We start from the raw sequence: 17,347 nt of genomic DNA on the forward strand, positions 1-17,347 counted from the left end.
CCCCCGAGGAACACGCCGGCGGCACGGATGCGGCGGGGAGCGAGGGGGCGTGGGCGCTGGTGATGATCGCCCTGGCGGCCACCGGCGTGTTCCTCGGGGGCGCGTCCTGGCTCTCGCGCAGGCCCGTCATGAACGGCCCGGCGGCACACCGCCGCAAGCCGCAGGTCCGGCGCGCCACGGCGGTCCGCGCCCGCTGCCCCGGCCCGCCCCGCCGTAACCGCTGACCGATGGGCGCCGATCAGGTGGCAGGAGCGGCGGCGGCGCGGTCGTAGGCGGCGCGGGAGGCGACCACGGCGGGGCCGTGCCGTTCGGCCCAGGCGGTGAGCCCCACCAGGTGGTCATAGAGCTCACGGGCCATATCCGTGGCGGTGTACTTCACCTTGGCCGGGACCGTCGGGTAGACCGTGCGCGTGATCAGCCCGTCGCGTTCCAGGTTGCGCAGGGTCAGAGTGAGCATGCGCCGGCTGATGCCCTCGATCGACCGCTCCAGCTCGGTGAAGCGCACCGGCCCGCCCGCGGTCCGGATCAGCACGGCGATGCTCCACTTGCCGCTGACGCGGTTGAGCACGTCGAGGATCGCGCACGCCTGCCCCTCATCGACGTGCCCGGTCACATCCGTGTGCCGTTGTGACATGAAACTGCCTCCTTCCGCGTACGCCCTCCGTAACAAATGATGGCCCCCGTAACAGAACATGTCCCAAGGGGGAAGGGGACCCAGGTGCCCGTCACCATGCCCGCCACGATGAACGAGGCGACACGCCGGCTGCTCGACGGCCGCAACTTCGCCACCGTCGCCACGCTCAACCCGGACGGCAGCCCGCACACGTCGGTCGTGTGGGTCATGCGGGAGGGCGACGCCGTGTTGTTCACCACCACCGAACGCCGCCGCAAGGCGCGCAACCTGGCCGCCGACCCGCGGATCAGCCTGTCGATCTTCGAGATGGGCGACCCGTACAACTACGCGGAGATCCGTGGCACCGCCGAACTGCTGGAGGACCCGGGCAAGACCCTCGGCCGCACTCTGTCGCACAAGTACGTGGGCGAGGACCCGCCACCGGAGCCCGCCGACGTACTCCGCCTGATCGTCAGGGTGACCCCGCAGAAGGTCTTCCACGCGTCCTTCGGTTAGCCGCCGGGGATCGATCGCATGGGAAGGGCCCGGCCGCCGGCAGTGGCGGCCGGGCCCTTTGCCGCGCGCCGTGGGGCGCGCGGCCGGCCGAGGACCTCGCCCGCCTCACAACTTTGGCCGGAGCGGGACGGACGGGACCTCCCATCGCGAACCGAACTGACACGCGGAGTGAGAAACGTACTACCCGATGCATGCAAGTTGGTTGCCACCGGTTAGTGTCGCAAATCCTGCGGCCTCATTAAAAGCAAGAGGTACGAGCCTTTGTGACATATCTCACGCTGACACAAGGCGGATATACCGGGCTGCGAAACGGCATTACCGCTGGTAAGGCGCGGTGTTTCGCGGGAGACTCGCCGACAGGCAGAATTCCGAGGACCTCGTCCGTCTCACATCTTTGGCCGGAGCGGGCCGGGCGGGGCCTCCCATCGAAGGGAAGTACAGATGTTCATCGAGCCATGCCCGCCGTACGGGCACGCCCTCGCCACCCACGCCGCCGTACGGCGGACAGTGGGGGATCGCAGGTGACCCCGTCCGCGATGGCCGGCTCGGACGGCAACGGGCCGGCGCCACTCGGCGCCACCGCGTCCTCTCCGGTGGCCTCCCCGACGCTGCCGCTCTCGGCCGTCCGGGACGTACGGCGGGCGGTCCGCTTCACGGTGTGCGGTCTCGCCGACTCCTACGGGGCCGACAGCGAGGACATCGCCCAGGAGGTGCTGCTGGCCCTGCTCACCGCCCACCGGCTGGGCAGGCTCCCCGACCGCCCGGCGGCCTGGGCGCAGACGGTGGCCCGGCGGCGCGCCTGGAAGTCCGACATGGACCGCCGCCGCGAGGTGCCCATCGGCGGCCCCGGCGAACTCGACCTGGTCTCCTCGGCGAGCGGCGAGCGCGGCGACGAGATGGCCGACCTGACCGTCCAGCGGCACCGTCTGGTCGGCTGGATCCGCGACCTGCCGCCCGAGGTGCGGGCGGTGATGGCGCTGCGGATGGACGGCTACTCCGACAGCGAGATCGCCCGGGATCTGCGCATGAGCCGTTCGCTGGTCAAGGTCCATGCCCGGGAGGGGACCGAGCGGCTGCGCGCCGCGCTGGTCGGCCAGATGGCCGCGGAGATGGCGGCGGAGCAGGCGGAGCGCCGCGCCGAGCAGGCCGAGACCCGCCAGGCCGGGCCCGTGCCGGTCTGTCCCGCCCCGGCCGCGCCGCCGCCGTCCGAGGACCGGGCGCTGGCCGGGCTGCCGCCCCGCCAGAAAGAGGTGCTCCGGCTCAGCCGCCGCGGGTACACCCCCGCGCAGATCGCCCGCCTGCTGGGCCTGAGCGCCAACACCGCGCGGGTGAACCTCTACCACGCGCGCAAGCGGGTGCGGCGCGATCTCGGGCTGCTGGACGACCGGCGCCCGGACGACGCGGGCCCGCGGGCGGGCCGGGCATGAGGTACGGCGCGGACACCGCCATCGCGCATTCCCCTATCGACCGACGAGGAGAGGTGCCCATGGCCCCGGCCGATCCCGGCAGCGGCGCACGGCCCGAGCACGATGAACACGGCGTACACCGCGAGCCGGGTGAGCACGCGCGCGAGGACCCGCCCGTGACGCCCGCCGCGGTCGGTGGCGACCCGCCTTCGGTGACCGCCGCGTTCGACGACGCGCTCGCCACCGCGGCCCGCGGCGTGCGGGCCGCCTACGAGATCGGCCTGCTGTGGGCCGACGAGATCGGCCGGGACATCGAACACCGGCTCGGCCTCGACGCCGGCGACGAACTGGCCTGGAGCGACCAGCGCTACGGCCGCGCCCTGGCCCTGTGCTCCCGCCTCGCCGAACTGGCCGCCACCTTCCAGGCCCTCCACGACGACACCAGAAGACTGATCCGCACCGGCCCACCGTAAGCGCCGCCAGGCTCCGGCCCGGCCCCATGCCCAAGGCGGTCTCGCGCGCGACCCCGGCGGGGTACGGGCCGGGCAGGGGTCCGGTCGTCTGTGGGCGCATGTCCATGGCGGCCCCGCGCGGTGCGTGGGTTGGGTCGGTTGTGGTGGTACGTCCGAGGTCGAGTGGGGGCCGGGCCGGCGTCCCCGGTGGGGGAGGGCCGCCCGGCCGCAGTAGTGCTGTGGGTCAGGCGTACTTGCAGGTCAGGGCCTGGCTGACGCCCTGGGAGTGGCTCAGGTAGGTGCGGCTGGGGTCGAAGTAGACGCAGGCCGCCGAGGCGCTTCCGCTGCCCGCGTAGACGAGGTTGGGTGTGCCCCAGCGGTAGCAGCTCAGGCCGCCGTTGTAGAAGCCGATGGTGGAGGAGGAGTTGACCTTCGCGGCGCAGTAGCCGCCGAGGGAGAGCGGGCTGTAGACGACCTCGATGGCCGCCTGCGCGGGGGCGGCCGAGACGGCGACCGTACCGAGGCAGGCGAGGGCCGTGACGGCGATCGCGGCGAGTGCGCGGGTGCGTCCAGGCATGGTGGACCTCCAGATGGGGATGCGGCGAATGGCACCGGGAAGAGGGCGCGGGCGGGCATGGCGAAAGCCGGCCGCTGGGGCGAAGGATGGGATGCTGCGAGTCGATACGCTGTGCTGATCGCAGTATTAAATAGGAAACCTTCCTGTGCAATGGGCGAGGAGAGCCTTTCATCCCAGCTTTGCCCCTTGTCGTCGCCCGGTCAGGAACGTGCCATTCCGCGCCCCCGCCGCCCGGAAAAGGACCCGCCGGGTTTCGGCCGATCGCCGGCCGGCCGCGGCCCCTCCGGACCTCGCGGAAGGTCGCGCCGATTCGCGACCGGGTTCCTGCCCCCTCATAAGACCGAAATTGCGATGGAAAGCGCTTGCGTCAGCGGTGACCTGGGCGAAGATGTTCCGGTCAGCCCTTGACGGGGTGTGGGCACGGCATGTTGCCTTGTATTGGCCATGGCGCGCGTGACCGCGGACGCGTACGACGGGCCGGCGCGGGGGATTGAGACGGTTACCTGCGGAGGTGATGTCGATGCTGATAGACGCGATCCTGCGGAACAAGGGCACGGCGGTGGCGACCGTACCACCCGATGCCAGCGTGCGGCGGCTGCTGGCGGTGCTGGCCGAACAGAACATCGGAGCCGTCGTGGTGTCGGAGGACGGTGCCACCATCGACGGCATCGTGTCCGAGCGCGATGTGGTCAGGCGGCTCAACGAGCAAGGGGCGGAGGTGCTCGACGCCCCGGTCTCGGCGATCATGACGACCGAGGTCCGCACCTGCGCGCCGGACGCCAATGTCGACGAGCTGCGGCGCACCATGACCACGCACCGCATCCGGCACGTGCCCGTGGTGAACGGCGGGCGGCTGGCCGGGCTGGTCAGCATCGGCGACGTGGTGAAGAGCGCGATCGAGGAACTGGAGACCGAGAAGGCCCATCTGGTGGAGTACATCCACCGCTGAGCGCCGGGCGGATTCTTCACGGAGAGTCATCAAGAGCCATTCGATGTAGTCAAGTTGTCCGGATTTGCCGGATTCGGCCGGTCCTTTCCGCTTTTTGGCTCAGGGGCCGGCCGCCCGGCGGCGGCCCGGACCGGCCCGAACAAGGGCGGACGGCCCTAGATGTCGGGTTTTTCGTGACTGATGTGATCTAAGTGGTTAAGGTTGTGGATTTTCCCGACATGTCACTGTGGGAACTGCTATGAAGATACGCGGCCAAGATTTCTGACAGAAGGGGTCACCATGAGCCGCGGATCGCAAGATCCGTCGTACGGCGGTCACCGCGAGCCTGACCATGAGGAGATCTGGGAGCAGACCGGCGCTCTCGACCCTGACTGGTCGGCCGAGGCCGCGGGCTCCCCGGAGCGCGGCGACGGCGACGTGCTGTCGGACGGATGGGAGTCGGACGCCGACGAGGAGCCCGAGCCCGCGCCCGAGCCCGCGCCCGAGCCCGAGCCCGAGCCCGATGACAATCTCCACATCAAGACCGGCGTCCACATGGCCCTCGACCCGAGGCTCATATCGGACGACCGCGAATGGACCGAGGGCGAACGCTGGGACGACGGCTCCGAGCAGCCCAGGGAGTGGGAGAAGACCCACCACGCCGACGACTGGGAGCCCGGCGAGGACGGCGCGGGAACCGAGGAACGGCGGGGATTCCTCGGCGCGGGTGTACGCCACCAGCACGACTACGACGAGCCGGACCCCGCAGAAGACGAGGAGCGCCCGCGCCGGGGCAAGGGCCTGCTGATGGTCGCCGCGGCGGCCGTGGTGGCGGCCACCGCCGGCGGCTGGATGCTGTTCGCCTCACTCGGCGACTCCTCCGATTCCTGCACCAGCGCCGCCACCTGTGCGTCCGTGGGGCGTCCCGCGCCCACCACGGCGGCACCCGCGGCCAGCGCCGAGCCGACGCTGGAGGGGACCGAGGAGCCGCTGGAGTCCACCGTCACGCCCACCGCCGAGGTGTCGGCGACCTCCCCCCCACGCGAAGCGCGGAGCAGGTGGCCACCCAGCCCACCGCCGCCGAGCCCACGCGGACGAGCGAGGCCCGGCCGTCGCCGACCCGCACCGGCCGGACTCCTCAGGCCCCGAAACCCGAGCAGGAGCCGCAGGAGCGCCCCAGGCCGCAGGACAGCTCGGCGCCCAAGCCGAAGACCACGACCTCCGTGCCGCTGCCTCCGCCCAGCAAGTCTCAGGTGCCGCCGCCCGAGCCGCCGGAGAAGGAGAAGGAAAAGGAGAACGGCGGCCTGCTGGACTGGCTCTTCTGAAGCCGGCCCGGTCAAGGACAGGCGATCGAGCGGGGCCCGGTGGACCGGGCCCCGCTCACGCGTCCGGCGTGCTCGCCGTCGCGGCGGGGGCGGCCGGGACGCCCGGCCCGGTGAAGTCGATCACCCGGTCCGCCCAGCGGTCGAGCAGCACGGTGTCGTGGCTGATGGCCAGCACGCCGGCCCCGGTCCGCTCGCGGTAGGCGTCCACCACCCCGACCAGCAGGGCCTGCGTGGACGCGTCCAGCATCGTCGTCATCTCGTCGCAGATCAGGTAGCGCGGTTCCAGGCTCAGCGCCCTGGCCAGGCACGCGCGCTGGAGCTGTCCCTCCGACACCTCGTGCGGGCGGCGGGTCAGCAGGTCTTCGGTCAGGCCGGTCTCGCGGGCGAGCGCGCGTACCCGTTCGGGGTCCGGACGGCCGTTGGCCGCCAGCGGCTCGGCGATCACCTCGGTGAGCGTCAGGCGCGGATCGACGGCCTGACGGGGCGACTGGTAGATCAGGGCCACGCTGGTGCGCAGCCGCCGATCCGCCCGCTGCCGCCACCCCCGTACGGCGACGCCGTCCACGCTGACCTGCCCGGACCGTGGCCGCAGCATCAGCGCGAGCACCCTGGCCAGGGTGGACTTGCCGCAGCCGCTCGGCCCGGACAGCGCGATCACCAGGCCCGGCTCGACCGCCAGCGACACTCCGGCGAGCACGACCTTGCGCTGGTAGGCGACGGTGACGTCCTTGGCCTCAAGCATCGGCGGTCTCCAGCGGGTGATGGCAGGCCACGCCGCCGCCGAATGCGGGCAGCGCGGCGCACGCGTCGTCGGCGCGGGGACAGCGGGGGCGGAACGCGCAGCCCTCCGGCAGCCTGGTCAGTTCCGGCGGCAGGCCGGGGATCGGCGCGAACTCCCGGTCCGGCTGGGCGGCGAGCAGGCCCGCGGTGTACGGATGGCGGGGCCGGGCGAACACCCGGGCGGCCGGGCCCTGCTCCACCAGCCGGCTGGCGTACATCACGGCGATGTCGTCGGCCACCTGCTCGGCCGCCCGCAGGTCATGCGTGATCAACAGCACCGCGCGGCCCTCATCGCACAACTCGCGCAGCGTGCCCATGGCCTTCTCGACCAGCGGCCGGTCCAGCCCGCTGGTCGGCTCGTCGGCGAGTACCAGCCACGGGTCCCCGGCCAGCGCCATCGCGTTGGCCACCCGCTGGGCCATCCCCCCGGACAGCTCGTGCGGGTAGCGGTCCAGGTCGGCGGGGCGCAGGCCGTACCGCATCACCAGGTCATCGGCGCGCTGCGCGGAGCCCAGTTCGCGCAGCGCCTCGGTGAGCTGCGCCCGCGCGGTGCGGACGGGGGTGAGGTGTGTGGCCGGGCTCTGCGGGATCAGCCCGATCCGCCGCCCCCTGACCCGCCCGGCCAGTACGGCGGGCGGCGCGGAGAGCAGTTCGACCGGCTCCCCGTCCCCTTCCAGCCAGGCCGCGCCGGACACGGTGGCGTTGCCCGGCAGCAGCCCGAGCAACGCGTGCGCCAGCACCGACTTGCCGCACCCGGACTCCCCGACCAGGGCCAGGCAGCGGCCCGGCCGTACCGTGAAGTTCGCGTCGCTGACCGCGCGCACCGTCCCGCCGGGGATGCGGAAGGTCACCGTCAGCCCTTCGGCGCGCAGCAGCCGCCCTTGTGTGGTCAAAGCTCCAGCTCCGATCGCTGCCTGGGGTTCAGCCGGTCACGCAGCCGCTGTGAGAGCACCGCCACGGCCAGCGTGGGCACCAGGATGAACAGGCCGGGCACCAGGCTCGGCCACCAGGCGCCGGTGAGCAGCGAGCGCTGCCCGTCGCTGATCATGTTGCCCAGCGAGGCCAGGTGCGGCGGCAGGCCCAGCCCGAGGAAGCTGAGCGCGGTCTCGTGCCAGATGGCGTGCGGCACCATCAGCACCGTCGCCAGCAGCAGGTGGGGGAACAGGTGCGGCAGCAGGTGCCTGCGCACGACCCGGGTACGGCTCGCCCCGCCGGAGATCGCCGCCTCCACGAACGGGCGCGAACGCAGCGACAGCACCTCCGAGCGGACGATCCGGGCGGCCGTCGTCCAGTGCGTGACGCCGACCGAGACCACCACGGCGGCCGGGCTCGGCGCGAACAGCGCCACGATGAAGATGCCGAACAGCAGGTGCGGCAGCGCGTTGAAGCCGTCCACCACGCGCATCAGCAGCCGGTCGGCCAGGCCGCCCAGGCTGCCCGCGGCCAGCCCGACCAGGCCGCCGATGACCATGCTGACCAGCGCGGCCACCAGGCCGACCAGGAAGGATACGCGCAGCCCGTAGATGGACCTGACCAGCAGGTCGCGGCCCACCTCGTCGGTGCCGAACAGGTGTGACAGGGACGGCGGCTGCCCGGCCGCGCGCAGGTCCACCAGGCTCTGGTCCAGTTGCACGATCGGCGGGACCAGCGCGACGGCCAGGGCCAGGACGGCGAGCGCGGCGAGCGAGAGACGTACCGGCATCAGCCCACCCCCAGCGTGCGGACCCGGGGGTCGGCGACCGTGTAGGCGATGTCGGCGAGCAGGTTGCCGGCCAGCACCGCCACGGTGCCGAGCAGGGTCAGCGCGGCCAGCAGCGGGAAGTCCACGGCCAGCGCCGCCTGGACCGACGTGCCGGCCACGCCCGGCCAGGAGAACACGGTCTCCACCAGGATCGCGCCGGTCACCAGTTCGGGCATCCGGGCCCCGAGCAGGGTCAGGAACGGCAGCAGCGCCGAGCGCAGGGCGTGCCGTACGAGGATCGTGCGCTCGCGCAGGCCGCGCGCCCGGGCGCCGACCACGAAGTCCTCGCGCAGGGTGCCGATCACCGACTCGCGTACGTACAGGACCAGCCATGACGACTGCGACACGGCGAGCACCGCCACGGGCAGCACCATGTGCGCGGCCACGTCGCCGAAGGTGATCGAGGCGGAGGCGGCGTCGGTGAGGCCGCCCGCCGGCAGCCAGCCGAGCGTCACCGCGAACACCGAGATCGCCAGCAGGCCGAGCCAGAACACCGGCGCGGCCTCGTTGGCGAAGGCCCCGCCGACGATCAGCCGGTCCAGCCACGATCCGCGCCGCCAGGCCGCGATCGTGCCGACCACCAGGGAGCCGGCGAACATCAGCACCATGGCCGAACCGGTGGCCAGCAGGGTCCAGCCCAGCCGTTCGCCGATGACCTCGGCCACCGGCCGGTGGAAGGACCGGGACTCGCCGAGGTCGCCGCTGACCAGGTTGCCGAACCACGCGGCGAACTGCTCGTGGACCGGCCGGTCCAGCCCCCAGTTCGCCCTGATCTGCTCAAGGATCTCCGGGGAGGTGACCAGCGCCCGGTCGCCCAGGTACTGCCGTACGGGGTCGAACGGCGAGGCCTGGGCGAGGGCGAACATCACGATGGTGACGATCACCAGCAGCGGGACGGCGAACGCGACCCGCCAGGCGACCATCCGCAGGACGGCTCTCACGCGGCCGGTTTCCAGGTGTGGATCGTCGCGAACAGCCCGCCGGTGGCGTGCTCGTGCGCGTCCACGCCCGGGGTGATCCCGGTGTACTGGCTGCGGACCACGTAGACGTGCTTGAGGAACACGATGTAGGTCCACGCCTGGTCGTCATGGATGATCTTCTGGAAGTCGCGGTACGCCTGCTTGCGCACCGCGTCGTCGGCGGACTCACGGCCCTGGTCGAGCAGTTCGTCCACCTTCGGGTTGTTGTAGTGGCCCGGGTTGAAGAATCCCTCTCCGGCGTACTTGGAGTGGAACATCTCGTAGTTGATGTAGTCGGGGTCGTACGGGCTGCCATAGCCCATGATCAGCGCGTCCTTGGCCATGCGCGGCTCGATGGCGTCCCAGTCCAGGCCGGCCGGCTCCACCGCGATGCCGATCTTCTTGGCGTCGGAGGCGACGGCCAGCGCCAGTTCCTTGCGCAGCGAGTCGCCCGCGGGGTACATGAGCGTGAACTCCGCCCTGCGGCCGTCCTTCGCCCTGATCCCGTCGGCGCCCGGCTTGTACCCGGCCTCGTCCAGCAGCCGCTTGGCGGCCTCCTGGTCGGTCTTGCCGGTCACCACGGGGTTGTGCCAGGCGGTGTCGGGCGAGATGGGCCCGTACGCCGGGGTGCCCGCGCCGGCCAGGATCGCATCCACGATCGCTTGCCGGTCGATGGCCAGGTCGACCGCCTGGCGGATGGCCTTGTCGCCGGTCACCGGCTGTTTCATCGGCCAGGAGACGCCGCGGTAGTCGGCGGTGTGGGCGTCGTACACGGTCAGCCCCTGCTGTCCGCGGAACCCGGCCGCGGCCTTGGGCGGCAGCACGGTCGCGTCGAACTCCCCGGCCCGCAGCCGCGTCGCTCGGACGTTGTCGTCGGGCGCGAACGCGAGCACGAGCCGGGAGATCGCCGGAGCGCCGCCCCAGTAGTCCTTGTTCGCCTCCAGCACCACCTTGTCGCCGGGGGTCCAGGACACGAACTTGTACGGCCCGCTGCCCACGGGCTTGGTCTTCTCCAGCGTCCCCTTGGGCACGATGCCGAGCGTGGTGCGCTGGGGGAGCGGGGCGTAGGGGTGGTTCAGCCGGAACACGACCTTGGCCGGGTCGGGAGCCGCCACTTCCTTGATCGCCGCGTAGTCGCCCCTGATCGGGGAGTTGTTCTTGGGGTCGAGCAGCGCCTCGTAGGTGTACTCGACGTCTTCGCTGGTGAGCGGCTTGCCGTCGTGGAACTTCACACCTTGGCGCAGGGTGAACGTGACGGTCTTGCCGTCCTCGGAGATCTCCGGGGGCGCGGTGGCTAGGGAGGGCTTGAGAGTGAGGTCCGGGGAGCGGGTCATCAGGCCGTCGAACATCATCGACCCGCCGTCGGGGGAGAAGCCGAGCACGGGGCTCAGGTTGTCGAACTCAGAGCTCATCCCGATGACGAACGTGCCGTCCTCGGCCTTGCCGGCCGGCGCGGCGGGGCCTTTGGGCGCGGAGCAGGCGGCGGCGGTCAGCATGCCGAACGCGACAGACAGCGCGATCAGGCGCTTCATTACAGATAACCTCCGAGGTGCGATCAAATCGGACCCTAACCAGGATCGTCCGCAGTTGCAAACAAGTCGCAACTGGGGGCCCGCGTAGACTCCTCCCGTGAAGCTGAAGCTGGATCTCCACCCGGTCTACAACCGGGGCGGCGAGATCGACAAGGCGCTGCGCGGCGTCATCGACGAGGCCATCCGCAAGAAGGCGACCGAGGTCGAGATCATTCCTGGCAAGGGCTCGGGGCAGTTGAAGAAGAAGGTCCTGCGCTTCCTGGACCAGAAGGAGATCAAGGCCCTGTACCACCGCATCGACAAGGACTCCAAGAACCACGGCCGGCTGTTCGTCTACTTCCGCCACCGCTGACCGGGCTCCCCGGGGGGCCGCGCCAGGCCGGAAGGCCATGCGGTGGGAAAAGCTGAGTAACGGCCACATATGTGGTGGCCTGGTGTCACGTCTGTGAATCCAGGCGAATGATGCGCTGTTCGTGACGAGTGTCGTGAACGAGTCGCTGGAGCAGCGTATGGGGCAGATAACAATGATCGGTACGACCGCGCTCGCGGCCGTACTGATGGTCACGGGACAGGCGGCCGCGCGCGGGGACGCCCGGCTCGAACGGCCCCCAGGGGACGGCAAGGTCGCGGCCTCCCCGGTACAGGACGCCGACGCGACCCTGGCCTACTGGACGGACGCCCGCCTGGCAGCGGTGACCAACGAACCGCCCATCAACGGCCAGTCCAGGGCAACCGCCCCGTCGTCCTCCGTGCGGCCGGGGCACGACGATCCGCCCGCGCAACGGCACCGGCACAGGGAACCGGGCGCCGAACGCCCGGATCGGGCCGGTCCGCCCGCCGGGCGGCAGGACCGGACCAGGCCCGCACGCGGCCCCGCGAGCCGGGAGGAGTCCAGGCGGCAGGCCCGGGGGCGCTCGGTGAACTTTGCGCAGCCGGCGGCCGAAGATCCGAGGAACAGAGTCCTCACCAAGGGCGGCGACAGCCGGGGGTACGCGCCCTGGCCCACCCCGTACTCCCGGGACTCCCGGTCGCGCATCACCGGGAAGCTGTTCTTCTTCGACGAGGTCGATGACCGGGACGAGAGCTGCACCGCCAGCGTGGTCAAGTCGCAGAGCCGCAACGTGATCAGCACGGCGGGGCACTGCCTGATCAACGGGACCACCTGGTCGAGCCGCGTGCTGTTCGTCCCGGCCTACCGGGAGTCGGGCGGCAGGGTGGAGAAGCCCTTCGGCCGGTGGGCGGCGACGCAGTTGTTCATCCCGCGCCGCTACCTCGACGCGAACGCCGGGTTCAACGTGGACATCGGGCTGGTCGCGCTGGCCCCCGACGACCGGGGCCGCCGAGTGGAGAACGTGGTGGGCGGATTCATCCCGCACATCAGCAGGTCCGGCGCGAAGTTCCCGCCGGTGATCAACCTGGGGTATCCGCAGGAGGGACCATACAGCGGGGACCTTCTGTACCGTTGCGACGCCCACGTCACCGACCGGAACCACCGGGACGAAAACAGCCTGCTGACCACCCGCAACTGCCGTGTGGCGGCCGGTAACAGCGGTGGCCCATGGATCACCCGCCGGCCGCACCACCATCATCCCGGCCCGGCCATCGGCCCGCCGCCGCCGGTCTGGGTGGAAGAGGAGAAGGGCTGGCTGCGCCCCTTGCCGCGCAGCGCCGAATGCCGTCCGGAAGGGCACCATCACTGGTACCTGATCGGCGTTCTGAACAGCGGAAACGGCACCTCGGACGCGGCCAGGCTGCACCCGTCCACCTATGGGGCCCTCGCCGGGCCCGCCGACCGCGCCGCACTGCGCGCGGCCGGCCAGGACCACCGGCTCGCCGTCACCGGCTCCGTTCCGTGCGGTACGCCCGGATCGGCCGGATCGGGTTCCTGACCATACTGCGCCGGGCGGCCGGGCATTCCCGGCCGCACCGGTGCCGGGTGGCCGAAACGATGGGGCTGGGCCCACCGGATTTGCGGTGGGTCCAACCCCGTTTTCGTCGTCTGCCTCTCGCCGGCACCGTCGCCGGGCGTGTCCGTGCCCCCGCGGAACGGACCTGGCCACGTCACCGGTGCACCGGATCTGTGGTCCGGCCCGGTCGGTGTCGGCGAATGCCGATTCTCATCTGCGGGACCCCGCCGCGGCCGGAGTCCGGTCTTGCCTTCGGGTGTGCGCTCGGCGGGCGCCCGGCGGCGGGACGGCCCGCGACCGGGCGCCCGGCCGAGCCGCCGGTGACTACCCGGCCGCGACGACGCCGCGCGTCATCGCGAGCCGCCCGTGGTCACCGGCGTGCCGGGTGACCCTGGTGCCCCCGCAGGTGACCCGGGTACCCGACGCCATGGTGTTCCGGCAGGTCACGCGTGTTCTCCGCATGGTCCAGCTCGTGGATGCCATGGTCCAGCTGGTGGAGCGGGTGGCGCCGCAGGTGACGCGGGTGCCTTGGCGCTGCCTGGTCCAGCTCGTGGACGCCATCGTCCAACTGGTGGACCGGGGTGCGCCGGCGGTCACCCTGGTGCCTGATGCCGTGCCGGTGTGGCAGGTGACGCGTGTCCCCAGCATGGTCCAGCTCGTGGAGCGGGTGACGCGGGTGCCCGACGACACCGCCTCGGTGTACCACTGCCTCTGTACGAATTCCCCCGTGATGCTCATGTGCTACCCCTTGTTTGCTCGTTGTTATAGATCACATGTTCTGTAGAGATGGCGTGCGGATTCCCGGGGTCGCCGGAAACCGGCACGTTCGGGTGGAGGGTCGTCCGCGGCGATGGCGGTCGCGCCCGAAGGCCGCGACGGCTCATGCCCGCGGGCCGCCCCCTTGGCAGGCTGTGGTGGTGAGTGCGCCGCCGGGGCAGGGCGTCTTCGCCGGCCCTGCCGTACCGCGTGGCGCGTGTGCCCAGCGGGTCCCACGGCATGGTGCGGCCGTGGGCCGATGATGTGGTCCGCTTGTCGCCCGTACCGGCGGCGAAGGCCGGTCGTGGTCGATCAGCGTCCGATCGGCGTCATTCGCCGCCTCGCGTCCGATCGCCGCTGGTGTGCTCGCAGCCGGTCCCCCGTCTGCTTCCGGGAGGGACTCCCCCGTCCCCCGGTGAACCCATCCGAACCGGTCGGCTCCTGCTCAGCCATCCGAATCGCCCCCTGTAGGTCACTCTCACCCCCTGCCGGCTTACATATGGTTCGACGCGGGCGGTCGCGGGTTTGTTCGCCGAATCCGGCCGGCAGTTTGATCAATATGTCCCCGGCCCCCAGGAGACCGGCGGTCAGAGCTTGCGGAAGCCCCGGGCCTCCTCGGCCGCCGCCAGGACGTCGGCGAGCGCGCCACCGCCGCCCGCCGTGGCCGCCGCGGCCACCGCGCCCTCCACGAACGGGGCGTCGGCCACCACGACGGAACCGCGTTCCTCCATCAGCCGCGCGGTCAGGACGGAGCTTCCGAGGTCGGGGATGAGCACCACGCCGCCGCCCCGGTCCGCCTTCTCGATCGCGGCGGCGATGCGGTCGGCGCTGGTGCCCAGCCCGCCGTCCTCGTCGCCTCCGGCCGCGGCCACCGTGACCTCGCCGCCGCAGATCTGCGCGGCCATCGCCGCCGCCGCCTCCGCCAGCCCCGCGCTGTGCGACACCAGCACGATCCCCACCATGGGCCCGCTCGCCGCGCTCATCGCGATCCGCTCGCCGAGATGTGCAGGGCACGCATGATCAGGGCGCTGGAGAGCGCACCGGGATCGAGATGGCCCATGCTGCGTTCGCCGAGGTAGCTGGCCCGGCCCTTGCGGGCTCGCAGCGGGACCGTGGCCCTGGCCCCCTCCTCGGCCGCGCGGGCCGCCGCGTCGAACGCCTTGCGCCTGCCCGCGCCGTCCTGGACCGCCTGCTCCAGGGCCCGCACCGCCGGGGTCAGGGCGTCGACCATGGTCTTGTCGCCCTCCTCCGCCGACCCGAGCGCGCGTACCGCGGCGAGCCCGTCCGCGAGCGCCGCCGCCAGTTCGGCCGGGCTCACCTCGGGGGAGTCGCCGAGGGTCTTGCCCGCCTGCCGGAAGAAGGTCCCGAACAGGGGGCCGGACGCCCCGCCGACCTTGCGGATCAGGGTGCCGCCGAGCAGGACGAGCGCGTCGCCGGGCGTGCCCGGCGGCCGGGCGGACAGCGCCGTGCGCACCGCGGCGAAGCCGCGATCCAGGTTGGCCCCGTGGTCGGCGTCGCCGATCGCCGCGTCCAGGGCGGTCAGGTGCTCGCGTTCGGCGGCGACCAGCCGGGTGATCTCATCGATCCAGTCGGTGATGAACGCCGTGTTCACCGGCGTGCCTCCTCAGGGTCCCCAGCGCAGCCCGGGCGTCCGCACGGGCGCGTCCCACAACCGGGTGAGTTCGTCGGTCAGCGTGCAGACGCTGACCGAGAAGCCCTGCATGTCCAGGCTCGTCACGTAGTTTCCGACCAGGCTGCGGGCCGCGGTCGCGCCGTGCTCGCGCAGGTAGGCGTCCACCTCCGCGAAGGCGATGTACAGCTCGATCAACGGGGTGCCGCCCATGCCGTTGACCAGCACCAGCGTGTCGCCCGACAGCGGCAGGTGGGCCTGGAGGGCGTCCATCGCCACCCGCACCAGCTCCCGGGCGGTGCCCGCGGGCGCGCGGGAGCGGCCCGGCTCGCCGTGGATGCCGATGCCCAGTTCGACCTCGCCCTCGGCCAGCTCGAAGGTCGGCTTGCCGGCGGCGGGCGTGGTACAGGACGACAGCGCCACCCCGAACGAGCGGCTGCGCGCGTTGACCTCGTTCCCGATCGCGGCCACCTCGGCGAGCGGCGCGCCCTCCTCGGCCAGTGCCCCGGCGATCTTCTCCACGAACAGCGTCGCGCCGGTGCCCCTGCGCCCGGCGGTGTAGAGGGAGTCGCGTACCGCAACGTCGTCATCGACCAGCACGCGGGCGACCTCGACGCCCTCGTCGGCGCACAGCTCGGCGGCCATCTCGAAGTTGAGCACGTCGCCCGTGTAGTTCTTGACGATGTGCAGCACGCCCGCGCCGCCGCCGACCGCGGTCGTGGCCTCGACGATCTGGTCGGGCACGGGGGAGGTGAAGATCTCTCCTGGGCAGGCCGCGTCGAGCATGCCGTACCCCACGAACCCGGCGTGCAGCGGCTCGTGGCCCGAACCGCCGCCGGAGACCAGGCCCACCTTGCCCGGCCGCGGGGCGTTCGCGCGGTAGACGACGCGGGTGTCCAGGTCCACGCGCAACTCGGGATGGGCGGCGGCGAGGCCGGTGAGCGCGTCGGTCACCACGGTGTCCACGGCATTGATGATCTTTTTCATCGGGCTCCCTCGTCCGGGATGCTGCCTCACCGACCACCCTGTGCCCGCAGGCGTCATCGCGCAACCGTGTCACGATGTGCGTATCGGAACGTTCCGCGCAAGGAGGCGGCGATGTCGGTACTCAAGAGCCTGGTAGAGGCCATCGGCGACGGCGGGGTAGAGGTGATCGACCTCACCGCGCCCCTGTCGCCCGCGACGCCGGTGCTGCGGCTGCCCGAGCCGTTCGCCAACACGATCGGTTTCCGGCTGGAGGAGATCAGCCGCTACGACGACCGCGGCCCCGCGTGGTACTGGAACGACATCCACACCGGCGAGCACACCGGCACCCACTTCGACGCGCCCGTCCACTGGGCCACCGCCAAGGACGGCCAGGACGTCTCCCAGGTGCCGGTGAACCGGCTGATCGCCCCCGCCGTGGTCCTGGACTTCTCCGCCGAGAGCGCCCGCGACGCCGACTTCCTGCTCCAGATCGACCACGTCACCGCCTGGGAGAAGGAGCACGGCCCGCTCCCCGAGGGCGGCTGGCTGCTCTACCGGACCGGCTGGGACGTCCGGGCCGGTGACCAGGAGGCGTTCCTGAACGGCGGGCACGCGCCGGGCATCTCCGCCGAGTGCGCCAGGTGGCTGGCCGGGCGGACGCCGATCGGCGGGCTGGGCGTGGAGACCGTCGGCACCGACGCGGGCGCGGCGCACTCCTTCGACCCGCCCTTCCCGTGCCATTCGTTCCTGCTCGGCGCGGGGAAGTACGGCCTGACCCAGCTTCGCAACCTGGACCGGCTGCCGGCCACCGGCTCGGTCGTGGTGGCCCCGCCGCTGCCCATCACCGGCGGGTCCGGCAGCCCGGTGCGCGTCCTGGCGCTGGTGGAGTCCGCGGGCGGCGCGGGGGAGTCGCGTTGATCGTCGCCGAGGCCGTCGGGCGGGCGCTCGCCGGGCTGGGCGTGGACACCGTCTTCGGCGTGGTGGGCAGCGGCAACTTCCATGTGACGAACGCCCTGGTGGCGGCGGGGGCCCGCTACGTCGCGGCGCGGCACGAGGGCGGCGCGGCGACCATGGCCGACGCCTACGCCCGAGTCGGCGGCGGCCTGGGCGTGCTCAGCGTCCACCAGGGGCCGGGGCTGACCAACGCGATGACCGGCATCGCCGAGGCGGCCAAGAGCCGCACTCCGCTGCTGGTGCTGGCCGGGGAGGCCACCGAGGCCGCCTCCAACTTCCACATCGACCAGGCGGCCATGGTGGCC

At 72.0% G+C, this 17,347-nt stretch carries 22 protein-coding genes; 11 read left to right on the forward strand and 11 right to left on the reverse strand.

Annotation, left to right across the window (positions count from 1 at the left end; translation table 11 throughout):
- A partial coding sequence (locus C1I98_RS41500; protein ID WP_158558087.1) for a hypothetical protein occupies positions 1 to 224 on the forward strand: 224 nt, incomplete at its 5' end.
- Positions 225 to 238: 14 nt separating this feature from the next.
- Here C1I98_RS41500 and C1I98_RS18645 read toward each other — a convergent pair.
- Entirely contained in the window at positions 239 to 634 is a 396-nt protein-coding gene (locus tag C1I98_RS18645; protein WP_111168723.1) for a winged helix-turn-helix transcriptional regulator, read from the reverse strand.
- Between the two features lie 84 nt (positions 635 to 718).
- On the opposite strand from C1I98_RS18645, the gene C1I98_RS18650 reads away from it, so the two are divergent.
- The 3 genes from C1I98_RS18650 to C1I98_RS18660 all read left to right on the forward strand — a co-directional run bounded on the left by C1I98_RS18650 (position 719) and on the right by C1I98_RS18660 (position 3,008).
- Positions 719 to 1,129, forward strand: a complete 411-nt coding sequence (locus tag C1I98_RS18650; protein ID WP_199537040.1) for a PPOX class F420-dependent oxidoreductase — start codon at positions 719 to 721, stop codon at positions 1,127 to 1,129.
- 521 nt (positions 1,130 to 1,650) lie between these two features.
- Positions 1,651 to 2,556: a sigma-70 family RNA polymerase sigma factor gene (locus C1I98_RS18655; RefSeq protein WP_158558088.1), complete on the forward strand. Its 906-nt coding sequence runs from the start codon at positions 1,651 to 1,653 to the stop codon at positions 2,554 to 2,556.
- Between the two features lie 59 nt (positions 2,557 to 2,615).
- Positions 2,616 to 3,008: a hypothetical protein gene (locus C1I98_RS18660; RefSeq protein WP_111168725.1), complete on the forward strand. Its 393-nt coding sequence runs from the start codon at positions 2,616 to 2,618 to the stop codon at positions 3,006 to 3,008.
- Between the two features lie 223 nt (positions 3,009 to 3,231).
- Here the strand turns inward: C1I98_RS18660 and C1I98_RS18665 are convergent, their stop codons facing one another.
- On the reverse strand, positions 3,232 to 3,564 hold the full coding sequence (locus tag C1I98_RS18665; protein WP_111168726.1) for a hypothetical protein: 333 nt from the start codon (positions 3,562 to 3,564) through the stop codon (positions 3,232 to 3,234).
- Between the two features lie 520 nt (positions 3,565 to 4,084).
- On the opposite strand from C1I98_RS18665, the gene C1I98_RS18670 reads away from it, so the two are divergent.
- Positions 4,085 to 4,513 (forward strand): CBS domain-containing protein, encoded by a 429-nt coding sequence (locus C1I98_RS18670; RefSeq protein ID WP_111168739.1) that lies wholly within the window; start codon positions 4,085 to 4,087, stop codon positions 4,511 to 4,513.
- Between the two features lie 725 nt (positions 4,514 to 5,238).
- On the opposite strand, the gene C1I98_RS18680 is transcribed toward C1I98_RS18670, so the two are convergent.
- Positions 5,239 to 5,505 (reverse strand): hypothetical protein, encoded by a 267-nt coding sequence (locus C1I98_RS18680; protein WP_111168727.1) that lies wholly within the window; start codon positions 5,503 to 5,505, stop codon positions 5,239 to 5,241.
- Between the two features lie 45 nt (positions 5,506 to 5,550).
- Here C1I98_RS18680 and C1I98_RS18685 point away from each other — a divergent pair, with 45 nt between their 5' ends.
- Positions 5,551 to 5,817 carry a hypothetical protein gene (locus C1I98_RS18685; protein WP_111168728.1) on the forward strand — a complete coding sequence of 89 codons (267 nt, stop codon included), beginning with the start codon at positions 5,551 to 5,553 and terminating at the stop codon, positions 5,815 to 5,817.
- Positions 5,818 to 5,872: 55 nt separating this feature from the next.
- On the opposite strand, the gene C1I98_RS18690 is transcribed toward C1I98_RS18685, so the two are convergent.
- The 5 genes from C1I98_RS18690 to C1I98_RS18710 are packed head-to-tail and all read right to left on the reverse strand — an operon-like array spanning position 5,873 to position 10,829.
- Entirely contained in the window at positions 5,873 to 6,559 is a 687-nt protein-coding gene (locus tag C1I98_RS18690; protein ID WP_111168729.1) for an ABC transporter ATP-binding protein, read from the reverse strand.
- On the reverse strand, positions 6,552 to 7,490 hold the full coding sequence (locus C1I98_RS18695; RefSeq protein ID WP_233507981.1) for an ABC transporter ATP-binding protein: 939 nt from the start codon (positions 7,488 to 7,490) through the stop codon (positions 6,552 to 6,554). The genes C1I98_RS18690 and C1I98_RS18695 overlap by 8 nt, the downstream gene beginning before the upstream one ends.
- On the reverse strand, positions 7,487 to 8,299 hold the full coding sequence (locus tag C1I98_RS18700) for an ABC transporter permease (RefSeq protein WP_111168730.1): 813 nt from the start codon (positions 8,297 to 8,299) through the stop codon (positions 7,487 to 7,489). The genes C1I98_RS18695 and C1I98_RS18700 overlap by 4 nt, the downstream gene beginning before the upstream one ends.
- The gene (locus tag C1I98_RS18705; protein ID WP_233507982.1) at positions 8,299 to 9,279 is read right to left on the reverse strand and encodes an ABC transporter permease; all 981 of its coding nucleotides are present in this window, start codon (positions 9,277 to 9,279) and stop codon (positions 8,299 to 8,301) included. Before C1I98_RS18705 ends, C1I98_RS18700 begins: the two co-directional genes overlap by 1 nt.
- On the reverse strand, positions 9,276 to 10,829 hold the full coding sequence (locus C1I98_RS18710; RefSeq protein ID WP_111168731.1) for an ABC transporter substrate-binding protein: 1,554 nt from the start codon (positions 10,827 to 10,829) through the stop codon (positions 9,276 to 9,278). The genes C1I98_RS18705 and C1I98_RS18710 overlap by 4 nt, the downstream gene beginning before the upstream one ends.
- A 97-nt stretch (positions 10,830 to 10,926) precedes the next feature.
- Between C1I98_RS18710 and C1I98_RS18715 the strand changes: the two genes are divergently transcribed.
- The 3 genes from C1I98_RS18715 to C1I98_RS41505 all read left to right on the forward strand — a co-directional run bounded on the left by C1I98_RS18715 (position 10,927) and on the right by C1I98_RS41505 (position 13,520).
- The gene (locus C1I98_RS18715) at positions 10,927 to 11,181 is read left to right on the forward strand and encodes a Smr/MutS family protein (RefSeq protein WP_111168732.1); all 255 of its coding nucleotides are present in this window, start codon (positions 10,927 to 10,929) and stop codon (positions 11,179 to 11,181) included.
- 121 nt (positions 11,182 to 11,302) lie between these two features.
- Entirely contained in the window at positions 11,303 to 12,718 is a 1,416-nt protein-coding gene (locus C1I98_RS18720) for a trypsin-like serine peptidase (protein ID WP_146607510.1), read from the forward strand.
- Positions 12,719 to 12,992: 274 nt separating this feature from the next.
- A complete protein-coding gene (locus C1I98_RS41505; RefSeq protein ID WP_158558089.1) occupies positions 12,993 to 13,520 on the forward strand; it encodes a hypothetical protein in 528 nt (175 codons plus the stop codon).
- A gap of 559 nt (positions 13,521 to 14,079) precedes the next feature.
- Here C1I98_RS41505 and dhaM read toward each other — a convergent pair.
- The 3 genes from dhaM to dhaK are packed head-to-tail and all read right to left on the reverse strand — an operon-like array spanning position 14,080 to position 16,109.
- Positions 14,080 to 14,475, reverse strand: a complete 396-nt coding sequence (gene dhaM, locus C1I98_RS18730) for a dihydroxyacetone kinase phosphoryl donor subunit DhaM (protein ID WP_233507983.1) — start codon at positions 14,473 to 14,475, stop codon at positions 14,080 to 14,082.
- On the reverse strand, positions 14,472 to 15,104 hold the full coding sequence (dhaL, locus tag C1I98_RS18735; RefSeq protein WP_111168735.1) for a dihydroxyacetone kinase subunit DhaL: 633 nt from the start codon (positions 15,102 to 15,104) through the stop codon (positions 14,472 to 14,474). Before dhaL ends, dhaM begins: the two co-directional genes overlap by 4 nt.
- Before the next feature lie 12 nt (positions 15,105 to 15,116).
- On the reverse strand, positions 15,117 to 16,109 hold the full coding sequence (dhaK, locus tag C1I98_RS18740; protein WP_111168736.1) for a dihydroxyacetone kinase subunit DhaK: 993 nt from the start codon (positions 16,107 to 16,109) through the stop codon (positions 15,117 to 15,119).
- Positions 16,110 to 16,220: 111 nt separating this feature from the next.
- Between dhaK and C1I98_RS18745 the strand changes: the two genes are divergently transcribed.
- Both C1I98_RS18745 and C1I98_RS18750 read left to right on the forward strand, forming a co-directional pair.
- Complete coding sequence (locus C1I98_RS18745) at positions 16,221 to 17,006, forward strand: cyclase family protein (RefSeq protein WP_111168737.1); 786 nt, start codon at positions 16,221 to 16,223, stop codon at positions 17,004 to 17,006.
- Positions 17,003 to 17,347 (forward strand): thiamine pyrophosphate-binding protein (locus C1I98_RS18750; protein ID WP_267898058.1); only part of this gene is annotated, 345 nt, incomplete at its 3' end. The genes C1I98_RS18745 and C1I98_RS18750, both read left to right, overlap by 4 nt.

It is taken from the genome of Spongiactinospora gelatinilytica (assembly GCF_003236385.1).
GTDB lineage: Bacteria > Actinomycetota > Actinomycetes > Streptosporangiales > Streptosporangiaceae > Spongiactinospora > Spongiactinospora gelatinilytica.

Coding starts and splice junctions, on each gene's coding strand:
- C1I98_RS18645 (WP_111168723.1), bottom strand. CDS start 634: ATGTCACAACGGCACACGGATGTGACCGGGCACGTCGATGAGGGGCAG.
- C1I98_RS18660 (WP_111168725.1), top strand. CDS start 2,616: ATGGCCCCGGCCGATCCCGGCAGCGGCGCACGGCCCGAGCACGATGAA.
- C1I98_RS18665 (WP_111168726.1), bottom strand. CDS start 3,564: ATGCCTGGACGCACCCGCGCACTCGCCGCGATCGCCGTCACGGCCCTC.
- C1I98_RS18670 (WP_111168739.1), top strand. CDS start 4,085: ATGCTGATAGACGCGATCCTGCGGAACAAGGGCACGGCGGTGGCGACC.
- C1I98_RS18690 (WP_111168729.1), bottom strand. CDS start 6,559: ATGCTTGAGGCCAAGGACGTCACCGTCGCCTACCAGCGCAAGGTCGTG.
- C1I98_RS18700 (WP_111168730.1), bottom strand. CDS start 8,299: ATGCCGGTACGTCTCTCGCTCGCCGCGCTCGCCGTCCTGGCCCTGGCC.
- C1I98_RS18710 (WP_111168731.1), bottom strand. CDS start 10,829: ATGAAGCGCCTGATCGCGCTGTCTGTCGCGTTCGGCATGCTGACCGCC.
- dhaM (WP_233507983.1), bottom strand. CDS start 14,475: ATGAGCGCGGCGAGCGGGCCCATGGTGGGGATCGTGCTGGTGTCGCAC.
- dhaK (WP_111168736.1), bottom strand. CDS start 16,109: ATGAAAAAGATCATCAATGCCGTGGACACCGTGGTGACCGACGCGCTC.
- C1I98_RS18745 (WP_111168737.1), top strand. CDS start 16,221: ATGTCGGTACTCAAGAGCCTGGTAGAGGCCATCGGCGACGGCGGGGTA.